Below are 17,942 nucleotides of genomic sequence, written 5' to 3'. Positions count from 1 at the left end.
TTTAATTAAAAATGAAAAAGTTTCAATTATTATTTCTGGCTATTTTGTCTTTTACAAGCTTTGCAAATGCGCAGAAAATTGGAGTTGTTGATACCGATTATATCCTCAGCAAATTACCTCAATACAAAGAAGCAGAAAAGCGTCTGAATGAACAAATTGCCAATTGGCAAAATGAAATTCAAACTTTGCAAACAGAATTTGAAAAGAAAAAAATGACCCTCGAAAATGAAAAAGTTCTTCTTATTGGTGATCAGTTAAAACTTCGCCAGAAAGAAGTGGATGATTTAGATAAGAAAATTAAAGGGATGATCAATAACCGTTTTGGGTCAATGGGAGAAATCAATAATGCGAGATCTAATTTGACAAAACCATTTCAGGATTTGATCTGGGGAGCTATAAAAACCGTTTCAGAGAAAAACACTTTGGGCATAGTTCTTGATAAAAGTAATAACATTAGTGTGATTTTTCTTGATAAAAGATACGATTATACAGATAAAGTGTTAGATTTGTTGCTGAAAAATTCTCCCGCTAAAAAGACAGAAACCGATTCTAAACCATCAACAAGAAATATGATGGAGAGAAATGAAAAAATGAAAACGATGAGAACCAGATCTAGTGCTAAAGCATTGGAACCAGAAACAAAAGAATTAAAATAATTAACAAACCAATCAATAAATTTATTTAACCTCAACTATGAAAAAACTAAGTGTATTATTTGCAGCAGTAATGATGTTTGCAACCGTAGGAGTTGCAAAAGCGCAGAAAGTTGCAATGATGGATTACGAAGCGGTATTAGCGGTAATGCCAGAAACTAAGAAAATGACGACTGATTTAGAAGCTTTTAGCAAAACTAAAGGTGACGAAATAAATAAACAAGCAGAAGCATTTCAAAAAGATGTTCAACAATATCAAGCAGAAGTAGCGAAATTAACAGAAGCTCAAAGACAAACGAAAGAAGCTGATTTTCAAAAAAGACAACAAAATTTGCAAGCAATTCAGCAAACAGCTCAAAATGATTTGGCGCAAAAAAGAGATAACGCTATTAAGCCAATTGTCGAAAAATTGAATAAAGCGGTAGAGAAAGTAGCGAAAGCAAACGGATATGATTTTATTATCGATGCACAAGCATTAATTTACAAAGGTGGTCCAGATGCAACTCCTGCAGTAAAGAAAGAATTAGGACTTTAAGAGTTTATTTTAATATTCCAAACCATCCCAATTATCTGGGATGGTTTTTTTAATTTTGTACCATGCAAAAAGAAATTTCAAATCTGTCAAAAATCCGGTTTAGCGACTGCGATCCAATCGGGCATCTCAATAATGTGAAATATTTAGAATACATGCTCAATGCCAGAGAAGATCATGTAGAATCTGGGTATGGATTTACCTATGAAGAATATACCAGAAAAACAGGTTGTACCTGGATTACCATTCAAAATGAAATCGCCTATTTAAAGGAAGTTCGTTATAACGCGAAAGTTCAGATTTCAAGTAAAACGATTGAAGTTGGCGATCGTCTTTCCAAAGTTGAAATTTTAATGAAAAGCGAAGACGGTAAAACGATTCACAGTATATTGTGGGTGACGGTTATTTATTTCAATATGAAAACCCGTAAATCAGACATACATCCAGCTGACACCAAACAACTTTTTGAGAAATTTCTGGTCGATGTAGAAGAAAAGGATTTTCAAACTCGTGTATCGTATTTTAGAAAACAAAATAAAAAGGCAAATCTATAATGAAGAAAATACTTGTAATTGGCAGTAATGGACAGTTAGGAAATTGTTTTAAAAAATTAGCAACTGATTTTGAAAATCGATTTGAATTTAATTTCGCAGACTCTAAAGATTTAGATATTACCAATCATGGTGCAGTTGAGGTTTTTTTTGAGGACTACAAACCTGACTTTTGTATTAATGCCGCTGCTTACACCGCTGTAGATTTAGCCGAGAAAGAGCCAGAAAAAGCTTTTGCAGTAAATGCCGAAGGAGTCGCAAATGTAGCAGAAACTTGTAAAACTTCGAAAACCGTTTTAATTCATATTTCAACAGATTATGTCTTCGATGGTGAAAGTAATATTTCCTATTCAGAAGATAATTTCACCAATCCACAAGGCGTTTACGGAGCTTCGAAATTGAAAGGAGAAGAGCTTGCGCTTGAGAATAATCCTAGATCGATTATAATCCGAACTTCTTGGTTGTATTCGGAGTTTAACAAAAACTTTGTGAAAACAATGCTGAATCTCTTTTCAACAAAAGAGGAATTGGGAATTGTTGCAGATCAGTTTGGTCAACCAACCAACGCAAATGATTTAGCAAATGCGGTGATGAAAATTATTGAATCAGATCCGAAAACTTTTGGGATTTTCCATTTTTCAAATTATCCCGAAACGAATTGGTTTGACTTTGCCTCTAAAATTGCCGAACTTTCTGACTCGAAAATTAAACTGAAAGCGATTACTACTGAAGAGTTTCCCACGCCAGCAAAACGACCAAAACGCAGCACCATGGCTTTAGATAAAATAGAACAAGTGTACGGGATTGAACCCATCCATTGGGAACATTCTCTTCAAGATTGTATAGAAACTCTAGCAACAATCAACGAATGAAAAAATTAGTTTTTTTATATTTTACATTTTTATCAACTTTCTTTTTAGCACAGAATGTTGTGCTGAATAAAGTGGTGAAATCTCATACCAGCGATGGTAAGCTTTTTTATAAAATAAATCCTGAATCAGTTCCATCAGAATATTTGGGAGAAGTTGAAGTTCAGGGTTTTTCAGATAACGATGTTAAAGTATTTGGCATGATTTACAAAAAAGCAAAAGAAATCGGAGCAAATGCCTTCGCCTATCAGCCTTTTCAAAACGTTGATGGAGCTTGGTCTAAGTTCGATCCGCATCATTATAAACTTAATTTGTATTACGTGTCGGCTTCAGACTTTCCCAAAGAAGACAACACCGTTTATTTGATTTCATCGCCTTATCAAAAACAAACCATTTCCATTAATAACGAAAAGAAGGTTTTTGAACCAAGAACATATACAGAGTTAAAATTGGCGACAGGAGAAATTTATACCATCTCGACTCGGAAACTATTGGGTTCAAGCATAAAAATTGCAGCACAGGAAAACCAGCCGGTTCAATATTTTCAACTGTCGGGTGTTTCAGTGAATTCAAATGAATATGGTAAGCCGGGAATTAATTTGAAATCTGGAGATATCATAAGACTGGAGCAATCTTACGGACAATTTCTAACAACGATTTATCAATATTTTAAATAACGAAATTTTAGCGATATGAAAGTAGATATTTTAGCAATAGGAGCGCATCCTGACGATGTGGAATTAGGATGTGGCGGAACTTTAGCAAAGCTGATTTCTGAAGGTAAAACGGTTGCGATCGTCGATTTAACGCAAGGTGAACTTGGAACTCGTGGAACCAATATTACAAGAGCAGAAGAAGCGGCGAATGCATCGAAAATTTTAGGAATTTCTGATCGAACCAATCTAAAAATGAAAGATGGTTTCCTCAATAATTCCGAAGAATATCAAATGCAAATCGTGAAGATGATTCGAAAATATCAACCAGAAATTGTATTTTCAAATGCGATTGATGATCGTCATCCTGATCATGCAAAAGCTTCTAAGTTGGTTTCTGATGCCTGTTTCCTTTCTGGACTTGTCAAAATAGAAACTACTTTAGAAAACGAAAATCAAAAACCTTGGCGTCCAAAACATATTTTCAATTATATTCAGTGGAAACATATTACGCCAGATTTCGTGGTTGACGTTTCAGATTTTATGCCGAAGAAGATAGAAGTATGTCTTGCGTACAAAACTCAGTTTTATGATCCAAATTCGAAAGAGCCAATGACGCCAATTGCTTCCAAAGACTTCTTAGAGAGCTTAACTTATAGAGCTCAAGACTTAGGTCGACTGTCGGGAGTTGCTTTTGCAGAAGGATTTACGACAGAAAAGTTGATTGCTTTTAAAAATTTTGATGGAATTGTTTTGTAGTATATTGAAAAATCTTATATTTGCACCCTCAAACGGTGATTGTAGCTCAGTTGGTTAGAGCGCCGGATTGTGGTTCCGGAGGTCGGGGGTTCGAGACCCCTCATTCACCCACGTTAAAACGCATCCTGTTAAATAGGATGCGTTTTTTTTATTTTCATTTTCTAAGTTTAAGATATAGTTACTCATGAAAAATAAAATATATTATACTCTTTTTTTACTTTACATCATTATTTTATTGATTTCGCTACAAAAAGAGGTACAATTGGAGCATGAGTGGAAAATCATTATGAATGATTTTGTAATGGATAAAGGATATCGAATGTATGGATTTCCAACAGCGTATATGCCGCCATTTTATTCTTACTACCTGTTAATCTGTAAAAAGGTTTTTGGCTTTACTAACTGGATGAAAATGTCTTGCTTCATTCAGGGAATCATTTATTATTTTTCCCTGTATTACCTTTTCAAAACATTTCTGAAAGAAGGACTTCATCAATCGGGAATAATCATTCTCTTTTTATCGGTACTGTTTTTTCCTCCAATATTTGTAGGAAGCGTGAGCATAAGCTCTTTTTCGCTTTCCATAAGCATATTGTGTGTGTTCTTTGCCTTGCTATATAAAATTTACAATGAAAAGGTTGTGAATAAAGGAGATGTCTTTTATATAGCAGTGATAAGCATCGCAGGACTATATATTAGATATGAATTTCTTTTTATTCTAATATTAGCTGGATTAATCTATTTATTCCTTCGAAAAATCAATGTGTTCTATTTTATCAAGATTCTTTTCTTTATTTTTCTTGCATATTTGCCTTGGACTATTAGGAATTATATGGAGATTGGTAAATTTACGTACGCTACGTCTCTTAATTATAATTTCGCAAAAGGCTATAATGAAGCTTATGATATTTTTTCGAGCTATAATTTTCCTTATGCCCCTGAAACTAAGCAAAATAAGTCCATAGATGTCTTGTACAAGGAATTTAATAGTGAAAAAGAAATTGATGAACATCTGTCCACTCTTAATAAAGATTTTATGCATCAGCATCCAATCTTATTTTTGAAATTAACAGTTCAAAAGTTTGTAATTAATCTTTTGCAATATTTCCCTAATTATAATGGATTATCTAAACATGGGATTTATGTTTTCTACAGTATTTTTTTTGTTATTTTTCAGGTAATCTTAATATTGGCAATGAAAAGATTGAAAAGTATTAGAAGCAATTACTTATTAATTTTCACATTGAGTTTTTATCTTTTTTTTCTGTTTTTCTATAGTATCGCACCCATGCCGAGATACTTTCTGCTCTTCTATCCAATCTTTACTGTGGTGATTGTTAAATCTTTTCAGGATGAAAACGGTTCTTATTTTAAAATTTCAACAAAAAAAGCATTCAAATTCTGAATGCTTTTTATCCTTTATCGAAGTCTAATTAAATCTCTTCGTCTGACTCAATGGTAAATGATTTCGATTTGAAATCTTTGTCATGTCTTTCAGAAATTACATCTTCGCCTTTTTGACCAATGATGAAATCTGTGGATTCTTTAAACATTTCTTCGAAACTCTTAAAATCTTCTTTGTATAAGTAGATTTTATGTTTCTCGAAAGTTGCTTCTCCATTCTCACCGAAGTTCTTTTTACTTTCGGTAATCGTTAGATAATAATCTCCTGCTTTGGTTTCGCGCACATCAAAGAAATAGGTTCTTCTCCCTGCCTTCAATACCTTTGTGAAAATTTCATTTTCGTGGCGTTCCTTGTAATCACTCATTTATAGCTATTTTTCAAATGTTGTGTAACAAATATAAAAGATTTCTTTTGATTGTGGAATTTATTTTTAATTAATTGCAAAAAAAAGTGACTTATCAATAACAAAAGCATTAATTAGTTTGGGTTTTCATTTTCTATCGGGGTGAGATTCAGTATTTTATCCGCCCGTTTAGCACTGCTTTCCCGATGTGTAATAATAATTGAAGTACAGTTATGGATTTCATTTTCAATGTTTTGAAGGATGTTTTCCTCGGTTTCTGTATCCAAAGCCGATAACGAATCATCAAAGATCAAAATAGTAGGTTCCTTAATGAGCGCTCTTGCAATACAGATCCGCTGTTTTTGTCCGCCAGAAAGCATGACTCCGCGTTCGCCAACCATTGTTTTGTATTGGTCTTTGAACTTTACAATGTTTTTATGGATATCTGCTTTCTTTGAATATTTTTCTACCAATTGATGAGAGGGTTTGTCGATCGCGAATCCAATATTATTTTCAATAGTATCCGAAAAAAGAAAACTTTCTTGTGGAATATAACCGATGAATTTGCGGTAGTTTTCTAAATTGTGGTCTTTCAGGCTTTTTCCATCAATGAAAATTTCTCCTTCGGTAGGATCGATTAATCGACAAAGTAAAAGTGCAATCGTTGATTTTCCACTTCCGGTTTTCCCCATGAGTGCTAAAGATTTGCCAGCTTCAATGGTGAAACTTAAATTATCAAGCGCTTTAATTCCTGTATTTGGATAAATGTAAGAAACGTTTCTAAATTCGATAGTTCCTTTGATGGGATATACTTCATTACTCATGTTAATGATATCACTTTTCATATCGAGAAATTCATTAATTCGAGCCATCGATGCTGCTGCTCTTTGGTTCACAGAAGTTACCCAACCAACCATAGAAAATGGAAAAATTAAGATATTGATGTATAAAAAGAAATCTGCAATCTTGCCAACCGAAAGTTCATTCGCCATATATTTCTGCCCACCAATTAATAAGATAGCTACATTTAATAAACCGATTACAAACAGGATAATGGTGAAAAAGTAGGCTTCTGTTTTTGCAAGATCCAGTGATTTGTCCTGATAATCTTTTACTTTAATACCGTAGTTTTTTTCTATATAACCTTCTTTAGCAAAGAATTTCACCACACGAATTCCCGAAAAACTATCCTGTACAAAAGTCGAAATCGCAGACTGACTCTTCTGCATTATTTTCGATTTTTTATTAATAATCGAACTTACTTTGTAAATGAGAAAAGAAAGAATTGGCAATGGTAGGAGTGACCACAAAGTCATTTCTACGTTGGTGTTGAGCATGTAAATACTCGTAATGATTAACAGAATCAATAGATTGGCAACGTACATCACACCAGGTCCAAGATACATTCTTACCGCAACTACGTCTTCACTTAGACGATTCATCAAGTCACCGATGGTTGTTTTCTTAAAGTCGGTTAACGATAATTCCTGATAATGGTCGTAGATTTTATTTTTCAGCTCATATTCGATTTCTCTGGAGGCTACAATAATGGTTTGTCGCATCATAAAAGTGAAAAGTCCAGTTAGCAATGATGAACCTACAATAATTGCAACATTAATTAAAACTTGTTTATTAAAACCCAAACTAGTTGTACTAGAAATTGCATCAACCGATTTTCCAACAAACTGAACTTTAAAAATATTGAAAAAGTTACTGGCAATAATGAATAGAAATCCATAAAACAATAGGTTTTTATGTTTCCAAAAATAGGGATTAAGAGACTTTAGTGCGTTCATAGGTATTCTTTCGGTTATAGCGGTTTGCATGCTTATAAACCTATGCAAAAATAACAAATAGAAAATTGATATTTTTTAGAATTCAGAAATATCTATTCGTTTTATTTGACAGAAATCGATAATTCTTTAGTATAAATTATTTGGTAAAAGACTCAACTTGATACAATTTTATTATCTTTGCACCCATAAAAAGCTCTTTGAAATGTTAGGAAGAAGACAAATCCGTGAAAAGGTAATAGAATCGCTGTATTCATATTACCAAAATCCCATTAAATTCGATGTGTTAGAGAAGAATATGTTCTCGGAAATCGATAAAATCTATCATCTTTACATTTACCAACTTAATTTTTTGGTGGCTCTGAAAGATTTAGCAGAACGACAAATCGAAATCGGTAAGAATAAATATATTCAAACTGATAAAGAAACCAATCCCAACCAAAAATTCATCAACAATCAAGTTTTAATTAAATTAGAAGAAAATGAGGAACGCCTTTCATTTACTTCTAAACACCAAGATTTAAAATGGGATCGTTATGATGAGTTGTTAGTGAAAACGTTTCAGCGAATGTCGGCTGGTAAAAGGTATCAAGATTTTATGAAAGAAGAAGGACATTCTTTCGAAGCTGACCAGAAATTTATCGGGAAATTATTTTTAAGATATATCGCTGAAAATGAAGATTTTCATGAACATCTTGAAGGTAAAGAACTCAGTTGGGCAGATGATTTCCATATTTCCAATTCGATGATGCAGAAAACAATTGGTTTCTTTAAAGAAAATGAACCGAGTCATACTTTAATTAAAATGATTAAAGATGAAGACGATCGCGATTTCGCCCGTAAACTCTTAAAAGAATCCCTAAACCATTGGGAAGAAAATGAGAAAAAATTAGAAGGAAGATTAGATAATTGGGATTTGGACCGCGTAGCTTTAATTGATAAAATTATTTTGATTGCTGCGATTACAGAACTCGATTATTTTCCATTAACACCAGGTAGAGTAATCATCAATGAATATATCGAAATTTCTAAAGTGTTTTCAACCGACCGTTCTAACATTTTCATCAATGGGATTTTAGATAAATATACCAAAGATTTAAACAGAAGTTAATATGAAAAATTTTATTAAAATAGCACCGCTAGTTGTTGCTTTAGCTTTAGTAAGTTGTAAAAAAAACCAGAAAGCAGATCAACTCATTATCGAGGAAGAAACTGCTCAAACTGCTGCGCCTGTCATAGATTCGCAAGAGGATATGGTGAAAGAAGCGCAAGCAAAACCTTTAACAAATATTGCTCTATCTGAAGCACAGTTTGATTTCGGTAAAATTAAAAAAGGAGATCATAAAGAACATACTTACGAAGTAACCAATACTGGAGAAAATCCTTTGATTATTTCTCAAGTGAAGCCAGGTTGTGGATGTACCGTTCCTGATTATACCAAAGAACCAATTCTTCCAGGACAAAAAGGAAAAATCACTTTGAAGTTCGATTCATCGAATTTCGACGGACTCGTTAACAAACAAGCAGAAATATATGCGAATGTAGAAAAAGCTCCTATTGTGATTACTTTTTCTGCGGATATTCAACCATAATTAAATTAATATAATGATAACAATATTTTTACAGGCTGCAGCACCAGAAGGTTCTATGACGCCAACAATGATCATGATGGGGCTAATGTTCGTCGGGTTTTATTTCCTGATGATTCGTCCGCAAATGAAGAAATCAAAGCAAGAAAAAAACTTTCAATCTGAATTAAAAGTAGGAAGCAGAGTGGTTACTACTTCAGGTATGCACGGTAGAATTGCTCAAATCCAAGAAGACGGAGTCGTAATAGAAACGCTTTCTGGAAAATTGAAATTCGAAAAAGCAGCGATTTCAAGAGAATTTACACAGCAACGTTTTCCAGATAACGCTCCGGAAACGAAATAGTATTTTCGAAATAATAATTTATAAAGCAATCTCAATGAGGTTGCTTTCTTTTGTTTTAAGCCTAACAAAAGTATACAGGAACTATATTTTTTAAAAGTAATTTTAACCAATCAAATTTTAGTTTATACACAAAATTATTGTTAATATTCCGCAATTGAGAATGACCTGAAATGGATCAGTATTTTTGAGAGTTGCAAAATAAATGAACTAAATATTCATTAATCGAATTCCGATGCCACAACGTAAACACTCTTTCTTCTCACAAAAATGTCTGTGATGAAATAAGAGAGATTGTGTTTCCAGAGCACTTTTTGGATTTACTTTTAGTGTTTTCCATTGGTCGATAATCGTGTTTTTTTCAGGCGGAATGCTTTGGTATAAAGTCAAAATTTCATCTGGAATATTTTCATCGATATTTTTATGATAGGTATATTTTAAGGGAAGAACGGCATTAATTAAAATTAAATCAACGAAATCTTTCGTTAAGCTTTTTTCATTATTAACAGAGGATATTTTTCCAAAATTAAATCGGTTGTTCCAATATTCACTGGCTTTCACCTTGCTGAATATTTGATGAATCTCATCGGTATTTTTTGCATTAATGAGTTTCGAAAATAAATTTTGGTTTTGATGATATAATGAAGCCAATTGTGAAAGCCGAATTGTTGGAAAATTCGGTGGTCGAAGTTTTGAAAATTTTGGGTGAATATAGAAATTGGGTAATTGATATTTAACTTTTAAAAATTCAAATTCACGCTTCCAAATCTGAGACTGTTCATCATTTTGCTGATCGATCCAGCCACATATCCCAAACAAAAGAGCTTCTAACTGCGTTTGATTTTGCCGAATTTTACTAAAGATTTTATAGTCGATGTTTTCTGCTAATTGCTTGAAAATAAGTGCATTTACTTTTAATCCAAAAGCATAAGCCAATTGGTGAAATAGTATGGCTTCGTAATTATTTTGATGGCGTTTCAGCGATTCTTCAATTTCGATGGATTTTTCATCTAATTTTTTCAGTAATCTTTCTTCATGAAAATTTAAAGGAAAATGGTTTGGATTAAAAATTTTCTCGCAAGGAATAAATTGCGTTTCCTGCAATAAAGTTTCATATTTCGAAAGCATATTCTCATCGATATAATCTTTCAATTCTAAGGTTGGAATATTTTTATTTTTAAATTCTTCAATTTCAACATCATGAATGAAAACAACGTGCGCAATAATGTTTTCAAACTCAGGGTTCCCCGAATGCTTATGGAAAATCCAATCCGATGATTTTACATGAAGTTCTATATTTCCTGCGATAACTAAATCGTTCGTTTTTAATTTAGCAAAGAGAAAATCGGGACCAGAATCGAAATTCCATCTTCCGAAATCTAAAATCTCGAGATCGTTGCCTTCCACATCTTTAAAATCAAAACTTTTGAAAATTTTGAAATTCCAAAGATATTGAAGCAACTTTTCGTTCATGGTTAGAATTCATTCTTACAAAGTAACAAAGCAAATTCTGAATAAAAAAGGTGAAATAACTATTTTTGAAAACGATGCAGCGTATCTGCGTACATTTCTTCATAGAGCGGCAAGATGTTTTTTAAATCGAATTTAAGAGCTTGCTCTTTTGCATTCTTTTTCATTTTCGCCAATAAAGCATCATCGCTCAGAAGTTTTATCGTATAATTACTCATGGCCTCTACGTTTCCGATTTCTGTGAGATAACCAGTTTCTCCCTGAATGTTCACTTCGGGGATTCCGCCAGCATTAGAGCTGATTACTGGCGTTTCTGCTGCCATCGCTTCGAGTGCCGCCAAACCAAAACTTTCCTGTTCTGATGGTAAGAGAAAAACATCTGACAATTGTAGGATTTTATACAAATCATTTACCTTTCCTAAAAGGCGAACTTTGCCAATTAAATCCGGATGGTCTTCTAAAAATTCATTGATGATTTCCATATCAGGACCTTCACCAATGATGATGAGTTTGGATTTTATTTTTGCATTTACGTTTTTGAAAATCTGTAAAACATCTTGTACACGCTTAACTGGACGAAGATTAGAAACGTGAATCAATATTTTTTCATCTTTCGTTGCGAATTGATTTCGGTGACAAATGCTTTCGTTTTTAAATTCGGTATTATCAATAAAATTAGTGATAACTTGAATCTCTTTCGTTATTTTAAATAATTGTAAGGTGTCTTTTTTCAAACTTTCAGAAACGCTGGTTATCGTATCAGATTGATTGATAGAGAATTCCACTGCGTGTTTATAACTCGGATGTTGCCCAACCAAAGTAATATCAGTTCCGTGAAGCGTGGTTACCAAAGGAATATCTTTGCCTTCTTCCTTCAGCATTTGTTTCGCAGTGAATGCCGCATAAGCGTAAGGAATCGCATAATGCGCATGAAGTAAATCGAGTTTATACAAATTCACGACCCGATAAATCATCGATGAAAGCGCAATATCATAAGGTTGATACTGAAAAAGCGGATACGTTTGCACGTTGACTTTATGGAAAAAAATATTAGGATTGGTAATATCTAATCTCGCGGGTAAAGCAGAACTTATAAAGTGTACCTCATAACCTTTGTCAGCGAGTGCCATGCCTAATTCTGTAGCAACGATGCCACTTCCGCCGTAGGTTGGGTAACAGAGAATTCCTATTTTCATAATTATTGCGAGCGAAACGAAGCAATCCGTTTCTGTATTTTTTTGTTATTATTCAGTTATAATTCTTACTTTTTATTCAAGTCGATTTTCGAAGAAGCTTTCAAATCCAATCCCATTCCGGCTTTCAAATTTTCATTGACTAAAACCGGGAGTTTGCCCGAAATTTCTGTTGCTCCACAGAGTGCTTTTGCTGTTGCCGTCATCGAATCATCGTTGTTTTCATAAGCGACCAAAACGGTAGAAACTTTTGAAATATCAACATCTTTCAGCGCATAAGGTGAGCCAAAAACAGTCAGAATAATGTTTTGATTTTTGCTTAAATCAGCCAAAACTTTGTTGCTTTCCGCTGAAATTTTATAAGGTTTGTAAGCCGAGGAATTATCTTTATGAAAACCGACGATCACCATTGAATTAGCCGGAATCGTTGAGATTTCTGAAGGTTTTTTAAGGATAATCGTCGAGTTTAAATTTAATTGATCCAGAAAAGTTTGATAAGGCGCTTCTTCCAACGGAACGTAATAATGAGTTTCTTTGCAATTTAGTGGCAGCAATTTTTTATCATCTTTAATTAAAGTCAAAGCGTTCGCATAAAGGTTTTGAACTAAAATTTTGTGAGAATCGTTGTTCAGATCTTCATTGATATTTTCAGGGTTTCGGGGTTGATATTCATTTAATCCTAAAAAATATTTGGTTAAAAGAATTTTTTTCACGCTTTCTTCAACACGGTTTTGCGAAATTTCTTTGTTGTCAATCGCTAACTGAATCAATCTTTTTCCTTCCTTCACGCCATCAGAAAATAACATAATATCGTTCCCCGCTTTGAAAGCTAAAGCATCTAATTCACCGGGTTTGTAGCGTTTTGCAACGGCGCCCATATTTAAAGCATCGGTGATAATTAAACCTTTATAACCATATTTTTCTTTTAAAAGTCCGGTAATGATATTTTTGGAAATCGAAGCCGGAATTCCCTTTCCACTTTCCAATGCCGGAACGTATAAATGTGCGATCATAACGCCGCCAATTCCTTTGTCCATCAATGCTTTGAAAGGTGCGAGTTCCACGGAATTTAATCGATCTAAATGATGGGAAACAACGGGCAAATCCAAATGTGAATCGGTGCTGGTATCACCATGACCCGGAAAATGTTTGATTGCTGCCAAAATGTTATGGTCTTGCAAACCATTTGCATAAGCTGTTGCGGAGCTAATTACGTTTGAAACTTCGGAACCAAAACTTCTGTTCCCGATAATGGGATTATCAGGATTCGTGTTCACATCAACTACGGGTGCGAAATCCCAATTAATTCCCATTCTGTGCGAATCTTCGGCGATTTTCGCTGCCATTTTGGTAATTAAATTTTTATCTTGAATCGCGCCTAAAGTCATCGCCCAAGGAAATTTATGTGCCGCTGCAATTCTTTGGAACAATCCCCATTCGGCGTCCATCCCAATCATTAAAGGAACTTTTGATTTGCTTTGAAATTCGTTTACTAAATTTATTTCTCGCGCTGCGTCGTCTTGCATCAAAATTAATCCACCGATTTTTTCGTTTAGCACGATGTTTCTCACATTGTTGATGTAATCTTCTCCTTTGTTGGTATACAGTGCAACAATAAAAAGTTGCCCGAGTTTTTCGTCTTGTGAAAGAGAGCTATAGGTTTTATCGACCCAATTATTGGCTTTTTTTAAATCTTCTTTGCTTAGATTTTTAGGTTGATATTGGGAGTGTAATGCTAGGTTAGCACAAAATAGAACGATGAGAAAAAAGGAGATTTCAATCTTTTTCATTTTTTTAAAAATAGTGAGAAACAAAAATACAATTTTTAATTTTTAATGAATACTGTAATGGCATGCAAATTGAAACCTTGAAAACAATTAATCTTTAAAAATTTAAAAATGAAAAAGTATGTTACCTTGCTGCTTATGGCAATATTTAGTGTTATAGCGGTTAGCTGTATTGATAGAAATGATAATGTTAAAGTAACTGATAATGATACTTATTCTGTAGTATTGGATATTAATAATGTTAGTTTTTCTCATGATGCTCAAAATGGATATTTCATTAGTCGCAGCTTTACAAAACCACTTTTTAATACAGATGTTGTTTTAATATATCGAAAAACGGGTGTTGATAATAGTGGTTCACCAGTTTGGCAGTCGATTCCAAGAACTTTATTTTTGAATAATGGTAATGAGTTAGATTATGATTTTGATTTCAGTAAAAATGATATTATGATTTATGCCAATGGGAATTATGATATTTCTACAACGCCTCAATATTTAAATAATCAAACTTTCAGAGTTGTTTTAGTTCCTGCATCACTTGGTGGGAAAAATGCCAATGTAGATTATTCTGACTACAATAGCGTTATCAAGTTCTTTAATATAGATGATTCTAAAATAAAGAATTTGTAAATCATATTCTTAAATTGAAAAAAAAAACCACTGTAATTGCAGTGGTTTTTGTGTTAAAAGTCAGTTGAAAAGTATGTTTTTTAATTTTATAATTAATGGTAATTTTGTAGCTTTATAAACTGAATAATTAATCAAAAATAGATAAATAATGAGTGTTCACATTGCAGCCAAAAAAGGAGAAATTGCTAAAACGGTTTTGCAACCAGGCGATCCTTTAAGAGCAAAATATATTGCCGATAATTTCTTAACAGATGTGAAATTGGTAAGTAAAACGAGAAATGTTTTTTATTTCACAGGTCTTTATAAAGGGAAAGAAGTCTCTGTAGGAGCAAGTGGGATGGGGATTCCGAGTATTGGGATCTATTCTTATGAGTTGTTTACAGAATTCGATGTAGATACGATTATCCGAATTGGAACCTGTGGCGCATATACTACCGATTTGAAAGTGTATGATCTGTTAAATGTTGAGCATGCGGCAAGTGAATCCACTTATGCAAAGTTTGCATGGGAAATCGAAGAAGATTTATTGTCTCACCAAGGAAATGCTTTTGGATTAATTAATGATTCTGCAAAAGAATTATCCTTAAATTTAAAATCAACAAATATTCATACCAGTGATATTTTCTATAGAAAAAATCCTGCGCTCCCTGCCATTGCTACAAAATACAATTGTTCAGCAGTAGAAATGGAGGCATTTGCACTTTTCGCTAATGCGCAATATTTAGGAAAAAATGCTGCAACAATTCTAACGGTTTCGGATGTGATTCCTACTGGAGATCAGATTTCAGCAGATCAGCGAGAAACAGCGTTAACGCCTATGATTGAGCTTGCTTTAGAAACAGCAATTAAAATATAAAGAATTAATGGAGGGTGTTTTCATCATCAAGAAGATGACCAAAATAATCTTTTTTGGTTTTTAAATATGCTTCACTTTCCTTTGTAGAGTCTATCTGCAAAGGAATTCTTTTATTAAGGCGAATGTTGCTGTCTGTTACAAATTTTAGTTTCTGTGGATTATTGGTCAAGAGATTCACTGCTTTAACATTTAGAATGTTTAGAATTTCTATCGCAATATCGAAATTTCTGTCATCAGCCGGAAGACCTAGTTTTAGATTAGCTTCTACAGTATCAAAACCTTGTTCTTGTAATGCATACGCTTTTAGTTTATTGATGATGCCGATATTTCTTCCTTCTTGTCTTAAATAAATAATAATCCCACCGTTTTTGTGGATGAAATTCATTGCTGCATCAAGCTGCTGACCGCACTCACATTTTTTGGAGTGAAATACTTCCCCAGTAATACATTCGGAATGAAAACGTACATTGATCGGCTTTGTGAAATCTGTATTTTTTGCGATGATTGCCATGTGCGGCATCCAGTCGTTTTCAGATTTAGAAAATGCAATCATACGAAATTCTCCGTACTCTGTTGGAACGTTTGATTCTGCTTGAATTTTTAACATGGAGTTTGTTGCTATTTTGAGGACGTCGAGGTGGAATCTTTTGAAATGTAACTTTCCAGAAAAGTCATGTTTGTTTTAATTCGAACCAGATATCGGTTGAGAACTTGGTCGTCGTCTTTATTCAAATATTTTCTAAGAATTTGAAGTTTTTTGTATGACTTTTCGAAATTTCGCTGTGCATTATTTCGTCCATTGACATTATAGGCGTCTATCGCACCGATGTAATCTTTTAGATGATATTTGAGTTTTGCTACTTCGGTATTTACTGCGTCATTTCTAAATTTTGGAAATGAGATGAGTAGATTACTAATCTCCGAGGAATAAGCGATGAGATTTTTTCTGGTGCGGTAAGAATATGATTCAGTTGGTGTACTCACGGCACTAATTGGAGAAAGATTTATTTTCTCCACCGAACAAGATAAAGTAAGCAGTAATATTAGAATGTAACCAAAGTTCAGTTTACGCATTTTTTACATTTTGATAAAGGATCGGATTAAGACTTTCATCATTGTACATTTTCATTTGTTTGTATACCTTCATCTTAACATTGCCGCTCTCTATATCAAAAAGCAATTGATCAATTGCTTCAGAAAGATCTGTTTGCTGTTCTAGTAAAATATTTAATTTTACAGAACATTTTTTTCTGTGCTCATCACTTGCGGACTCTCGCAGAGCTTCAAGTTTCATATGATAGACTTTTAATGCTAAAATTGATAAGCGATCCACTGCCCAAGCGGGAGTTTCAGAATTAATTTTAGCATCAGCATTTGGGGAACTATTCTTATATTTCTGTAGAAACCAACTGTCGATAAACTCTACCAAATCAGTTCTTTTTTGATTTGAAGAGTCTATTGTTCTTTTTAATTTTAAAGCTACAGTTGGATCGATGTTTTCATCACGAATTAGGTCTTCCAAATGCCATTGAACGGTATCAATCCAATTCTTAGCATACAAAAGATGTTCCAAACTATTTTTCGGATATGGATTATTTGCCGAAGTATCTACATCATCATTTATATGATAATCATTTATTGACTGGTTGAAGACCTCCCAGGCAGTTTCTGTAAAATTCATTAAAGTCTTTTTTAAGGAGTCGTAGAGCTTGAGTTACTTCTTGGCTCTTCTGGTTTTTTAGGGTCATCTTCTTTCACGGCATCTTTAAATTCTTTGATACCAGAGCCTAGACCTCTCATCATTTCTGGGATTTTTCTACCACCGAAAAAAATCAAAATAATAACGCCAACGATTAATAAATGTTGCCAAGAAAGTGCTAGTATTGTAAGTGTATTCATCTTCTAAATTTTATGCAAAGTTAAATTATATTTTTCAATTTACCCAACCTAATGGATCCACAGGACTTGTGCCATTCCATATCTGAAAATCTAAGGTATAAGTTCCGTCGAAATCAGAGGCAACCGTCCCTATTGGCGTTCCTGCAGCTACTTGCTGGTTCGCCGAAACCATCGTGTTAGAAAGGTTTGCATAAATGGTGAAATAGTCGCCGTGCTTTATCATGACGTATTTTGTGCCATCGCCAGAAGCTACAATTCGGCTAACTGTTCCGGGCGCAATACATTTTGCAACGGTTCCTTTGGTTACAGCGATTTTAATACCGTTGTTTTCTTCAGTAATATTTTTGAAAACTGGGTGCGGCTGTCGTCCGAATCTGTGAGTAATTGTTCCATAAACTGGCATCCCCATTTTTCCACGGTTTGCGGCAAAGTTGTTTCCTACGACGGCGGTAACGCCATAGTTGGTCATGGCTTTTGTTTCAGCAGCTTTCTTTTCATCATCATTTTTTTTCACCATAGTTGCTTCTGCAGCTCTGGCAGAAGTTGCTCTATCGGCTGCTGCTTTTGCATTTGCTGCCGCTTCAGCTGATTCTTTTGCTGCTGCCAATCTTCTTGTTTCT

22 protein-coding genes and 1 tRNA gene are annotated in these 17,942 nt (G+C 33.8%); 13 read left to right on the top strand and 10 right to left on the bottom strand.

Annotated elements, in window-relative coordinates:
- Window positions 1-11: 11 nt before the first annotated feature.
- From WBY99_RS04790 to WBY99_RS04755, 8 genes are all read left to right on the top strand, one after another.
- Window positions 12-656: an OmpH family outer membrane protein gene (locus tag WBY99_RS04790; RefSeq protein ID WP_423975195.1), complete on the top strand. Its 645-nt coding sequence runs from the start codon at window positions 12-14 to the stop codon at window positions 654-656.
- A 37-nt stretch (window positions 657-693) separates the two neighbouring features.
- Window positions 694-1,188 (top strand): OmpH family outer membrane protein, encoded by a 495-nt coding sequence (locus WBY99_RS04785; protein ID WP_423975194.1) that lies wholly within the window; start codon window positions 694-696, stop codon window positions 1,186-1,188.
- Window positions 1,189-1,250: 62 nt separating this feature from the next.
- On the top strand, window positions 1,251-1,739 hold the full coding sequence (locus WBY99_RS04780) for an acyl-CoA thioesterase (RefSeq protein ID WP_423975193.1): 489 nt from the start codon (window positions 1,251-1,253) through the stop codon (window positions 1,737-1,739).
- On the top strand, window positions 1,739-2,608 hold the full coding sequence (gene rfbD, locus WBY99_RS04775; RefSeq protein ID WP_423975192.1) for a dTDP-4-dehydrorhamnose reductase: 870 nt from the start codon (window positions 1,739-1,741) through the stop codon (window positions 2,606-2,608). The genes WBY99_RS04780 and rfbD overlap by 1 nt, the downstream gene beginning before the upstream one ends.
- On the top strand, window positions 2,605-3,282 hold the full coding sequence (locus WBY99_RS04770; RefSeq protein WP_423975191.1) for a hypothetical protein: 678 nt from the start codon (window positions 2,605-2,607) through the stop codon (window positions 3,280-3,282). The genes rfbD and WBY99_RS04770 overlap by 4 nt, the downstream gene beginning before the upstream one ends.
- Before the next feature lie 15 nt (window positions 3,283-3,297).
- Window positions 3,298-4,017 (top strand): bacillithiol biosynthesis deacetylase BshB1, encoded by a 720-nt coding sequence (gene bshB1, locus WBY99_RS04765; RefSeq protein WP_423975190.1) that lies wholly within the window; start codon window positions 3,298-3,300, stop codon window positions 4,015-4,017.
- Window positions 4,018-4,051: 34 nt separating this feature from the next.
- A tRNA-His gene (locus WBY99_RS04760) sits at window positions 4,052-4,127 on the top strand.
- A 74-nt stretch (window positions 4,128-4,201) separates the two neighbouring features.
- Window positions 4,202-5,422 carry a hypothetical protein gene (locus WBY99_RS04755; protein ID WP_423975189.1) on the top strand — a complete coding sequence of 407 codons (1,221 nt, stop codon included), beginning with the start codon at window positions 4,202-4,204 and terminating at the stop codon, window positions 5,420-5,422.
- 28 nt (window positions 5,423-5,450) lie between these two features.
- On the opposite strand, the gene WBY99_RS04750 is transcribed toward WBY99_RS04755, so the two are convergent.
- Both WBY99_RS04750 and WBY99_RS04745 read right to left on the bottom strand, forming a co-directional pair.
- Complete coding sequence (locus WBY99_RS04750) at window positions 5,451-5,786, bottom strand: DUF3276 family protein (RefSeq protein ID WP_423975188.1); 336 nt, start codon at window positions 5,784-5,786, stop codon at window positions 5,451-5,453.
- Window positions 5,787-5,899: 113 nt separating this feature from the next.
- Window positions 5,900-7,561, bottom strand: coding sequence for an ABC transporter ATP-binding protein (locus WBY99_RS04745; RefSeq protein ID WP_423975187.1), 1,662 nt, complete (start codon window positions 7,559-7,561; stop codon window positions 5,900-5,902).
- 202 nt (window positions 7,562-7,763) lie between these two features.
- On the opposite strand from WBY99_RS04745, the gene nusB reads away from it, so the two are divergent.
- The 3 genes from nusB to yajC are packed head-to-tail and all read left to right on the top strand — an operon-like array spanning window position 7,764 to window position 9,490.
- On the top strand, window positions 7,764-8,669 hold the full coding sequence (gene nusB / locus WBY99_RS04740) for a transcription antitermination factor NusB (RefSeq protein ID WP_423975186.1): 906 nt from the start codon (window positions 7,764-7,766) through the stop codon (window positions 8,667-8,669).
- 1 nt (window position 8,670) lies between these two features.
- On the top strand, window positions 8,671-9,150 hold the full coding sequence (locus WBY99_RS04735; RefSeq protein WP_423975185.1) for a DUF1573 domain-containing protein: 480 nt from the start codon (window positions 8,671-8,673) through the stop codon (window positions 9,148-9,150).
- Window positions 9,151-9,163: 13 nt separating this feature from the next.
- Window positions 9,164-9,490, top strand: coding sequence for a preprotein translocase subunit YajC (gene yajC, locus WBY99_RS04730; protein ID WP_423975184.1), 327 nt, complete (start codon window positions 9,164-9,166; stop codon window positions 9,488-9,490).
- 207 nt (window positions 9,491-9,697) lie between these two features.
- On the opposite strand, the gene WBY99_RS04725 is transcribed toward yajC, so the two are convergent.
- From WBY99_RS04725 to WBY99_RS04715, 3 genes are all read right to left on the bottom strand, one after another.
- The gene (locus WBY99_RS04725) at window positions 9,698-10,960 is read right to left on the bottom strand and encodes a DUF2851 family protein (RefSeq protein ID WP_423975183.1); all 1,263 of its coding nucleotides are present in this window, start codon (window positions 10,958-10,960) and stop codon (window positions 9,698-9,700) included.
- Window positions 10,961-11,019: 59 nt separating this feature from the next.
- Window positions 11,020-12,153, bottom strand: coding sequence for an N-acetyl-alpha-D-glucosaminyl L-malate synthase BshA (bshA, locus tag WBY99_RS04720; RefSeq protein ID WP_423975182.1), 1,134 nt, complete (start codon window positions 12,151-12,153; stop codon window positions 11,020-11,022).
- A gap of 65 nt (window positions 12,154-12,218) precedes the next feature.
- Window positions 12,219-13,940 carry a glycoside hydrolase family 3 protein gene (locus WBY99_RS04715; protein ID WP_423975181.1) on the bottom strand — a complete coding sequence of 574 codons (1,722 nt, stop codon included), beginning with the start codon at window positions 13,938-13,940 and terminating at the stop codon, window positions 12,219-12,221.
- Between the two features lie 108 nt (window positions 13,941-14,048).
- On the opposite strand from WBY99_RS04715, the gene WBY99_RS04710 reads away from it, so the two are divergent.
- Both WBY99_RS04710 and deoD read left to right on the top strand, forming a co-directional pair.
- Window positions 14,049-14,567 (top strand): hypothetical protein, encoded by a 519-nt coding sequence (locus WBY99_RS04710; protein ID WP_423975180.1) that lies wholly within the window; start codon window positions 14,049-14,051, stop codon window positions 14,565-14,567.
- A 148-nt stretch (window positions 14,568-14,715) separates the two neighbouring features.
- On the top strand, window positions 14,716-15,423 hold the full coding sequence (gene deoD / locus WBY99_RS04705) for a purine-nucleoside phosphorylase (RefSeq protein ID WP_423975179.1): 708 nt from the start codon (window positions 14,716-14,718) through the stop codon (window positions 15,421-15,423).
- A gap of 4 nt (window positions 15,424-15,427) precedes the next feature.
- Here deoD and ribA read toward each other — a convergent pair whose 3' ends face one another.
- The 5 genes from ribA to WBY99_RS04680 all read right to left on the bottom strand — a co-directional run.
- Window positions 15,428-16,030, bottom strand: a complete 603-nt coding sequence (gene ribA, locus WBY99_RS04700) for a GTP cyclohydrolase II (protein ID WP_423975178.1) — start codon at window positions 16,028-16,030, stop codon at window positions 15,428-15,430.
- Between the two features lie 11 nt (window positions 16,031-16,041).
- Entirely contained in the window at window positions 16,042-16,497 is a 456-nt protein-coding gene (locus tag WBY99_RS04695) for a hypothetical protein (RefSeq protein WP_423975177.1), read from the bottom strand.
- Complete coding sequence (locus tag WBY99_RS04690; protein ID WP_423975176.1) at window positions 16,490-17,104, bottom strand: DUF4254 domain-containing protein; 615 nt, start codon at window positions 17,102-17,104, stop codon at window positions 16,490-16,492. Before WBY99_RS04690 ends, WBY99_RS04695 begins: the two co-directional genes overlap by 8 nt.
- 11 nt (window positions 17,105-17,115) lie before the next feature.
- Window positions 17,116-17,322 (bottom strand): Sec-independent protein translocase subunit TatA/TatB, encoded by a 207-nt coding sequence (locus WBY99_RS04685; RefSeq protein WP_423975175.1) that lies wholly within the window; start codon window positions 17,320-17,322, stop codon window positions 17,116-17,118.
- A 34-nt stretch (window positions 17,323-17,356) separates the two neighbouring features.
- A partial coding sequence (locus tag WBY99_RS04680; protein ID WP_423975174.1) for a murein hydrolase activator EnvC family protein occupies window positions 17,357-17,942 on the bottom strand: 586 nt, incomplete at its 5' end.

It is taken from the genome of Kaistella sp., from assembly GCF_049588135.1.
GTDB lineage: Bacteria > Bacteroidota > Bacteroidia > Flavobacteriales > Weeksellaceae > Kaistella.
This window is presented reverse-complemented; position numbering and strand designations above follow the sequence as displayed.

Coding starts and splice junctions, on each gene's coding strand:
- WBY99_RS04725 (WP_423975183.1), bottom strand. CDS start 10,960: ATGAACGAAAAGTTGCTTCAATATCTTTGGAATTTCAAAATTTTCAAA.
- WBY99_RS04790 (WP_423975195.1), top strand. CDS start 12: ATGAAAAAGTTTCAATTATTATTTCTGGCTATTTTGTCTTTTACAAGC.
- rfbD (WP_423975192.1), top strand. CDS start 1,739: ATGAAGAAAATACTTGTAATTGGCAGTAATGGACAGTTAGGAAATTGT.
- WBY99_RS04785 (WP_423975194.1), top strand. CDS start 694: ATGAAAAAACTAAGTGTATTATTTGCAGCAGTAATGATGTTTGCAACC.
- WBY99_RS04685 (WP_423975175.1), bottom strand. CDS start 17,322: ATGAATACACTTACAATACTAGCACTTTCTTGGCAACATTTATTAATC.
- bshB1 (WP_423975190.1), top strand. CDS start 3,298: ATGAAAGTAGATATTTTAGCAATAGGAGCGCATCCTGACGATGTGGAA.
- WBY99_RS04745 (WP_423975187.1), bottom strand. CDS start 7,561: ATGAACGCACTAAAGTCTCTTAATCCCTATTTTTGGAAACATAAAAAC.
- WBY99_RS04710 (WP_423975180.1), top strand. CDS start 14,049: ATGAAAAAGTATGTTACCTTGCTGCTTATGGCAATATTTAGTGTTATA.
- deoD (WP_423975179.1), top strand. CDS start 14,716: ATGAGTGTTCACATTGCAGCCAAAAAAGGAGAAATTGCTAAAACGGTT.
- yajC (WP_423975184.1), top strand. CDS start 9,164: ATGATAACAATATTTTTACAGGCTGCAGCACCAGAAGGTTCTATGACG.
- WBY99_RS04780 (WP_423975193.1), top strand. CDS start 1,251: ATGCAAAAAGAAATTTCAAATCTGTCAAAAATCCGGTTTAGCGACTGC.
- ribA (WP_423975178.1), bottom strand. CDS start 16,030: ATGTTAAAAATTCAAGCAGAATCAAACGTTCCAACAGAGTACGGAGAA.
- bshA (WP_423975182.1), bottom strand. CDS start 12,153: ATGAAAATAGGAATTCTCTGTTACCCAACCTACGGCGGAAGTGGCATC.
- WBY99_RS04690 (WP_423975176.1), bottom strand. CDS start 17,104: ATGAATTTTACAGAAACTGCCTGGGAGGTCTTCAACCAGTCAATAAAT.
- WBY99_RS04715 (WP_423975181.1), bottom strand. CDS start 13,940: ATGAAAAAGATTGAAATCTCCTTTTTTCTCATCGTTCTATTTTGTGCT.
- nusB (WP_423975186.1), top strand. CDS start 7,764: ATGTTAGGAAGAAGACAAATCCGTGAAAAGGTAATAGAATCGCTGTAT.
- WBY99_RS04695 (WP_423975177.1), bottom strand. CDS start 16,497: ATGCGTAAACTGAACTTTGGTTACATTCTAATATTACTGCTTACTTTA.
- WBY99_RS04770 (WP_423975191.1), top strand. CDS start 2,605: ATGAAAAAATTAGTTTTTTTATATTTTACATTTTTATCAACTTTCTTT.
- WBY99_RS04755 (WP_423975189.1), top strand. CDS start 4,202: ATGAAAAATAAAATATATTATACTCTTTTTTTACTTTACATCATTATT.
- WBY99_RS04735 (WP_423975185.1), top strand. CDS start 8,671: ATGAAAAATTTTATTAAAATAGCACCGCTAGTTGTTGCTTTAGCTTTA.
- WBY99_RS04750 (WP_423975188.1), bottom strand. CDS start 5,786: ATGAGTGATTACAAGGAACGCCACGAAAATGAAATTTTCACAAAGGTA.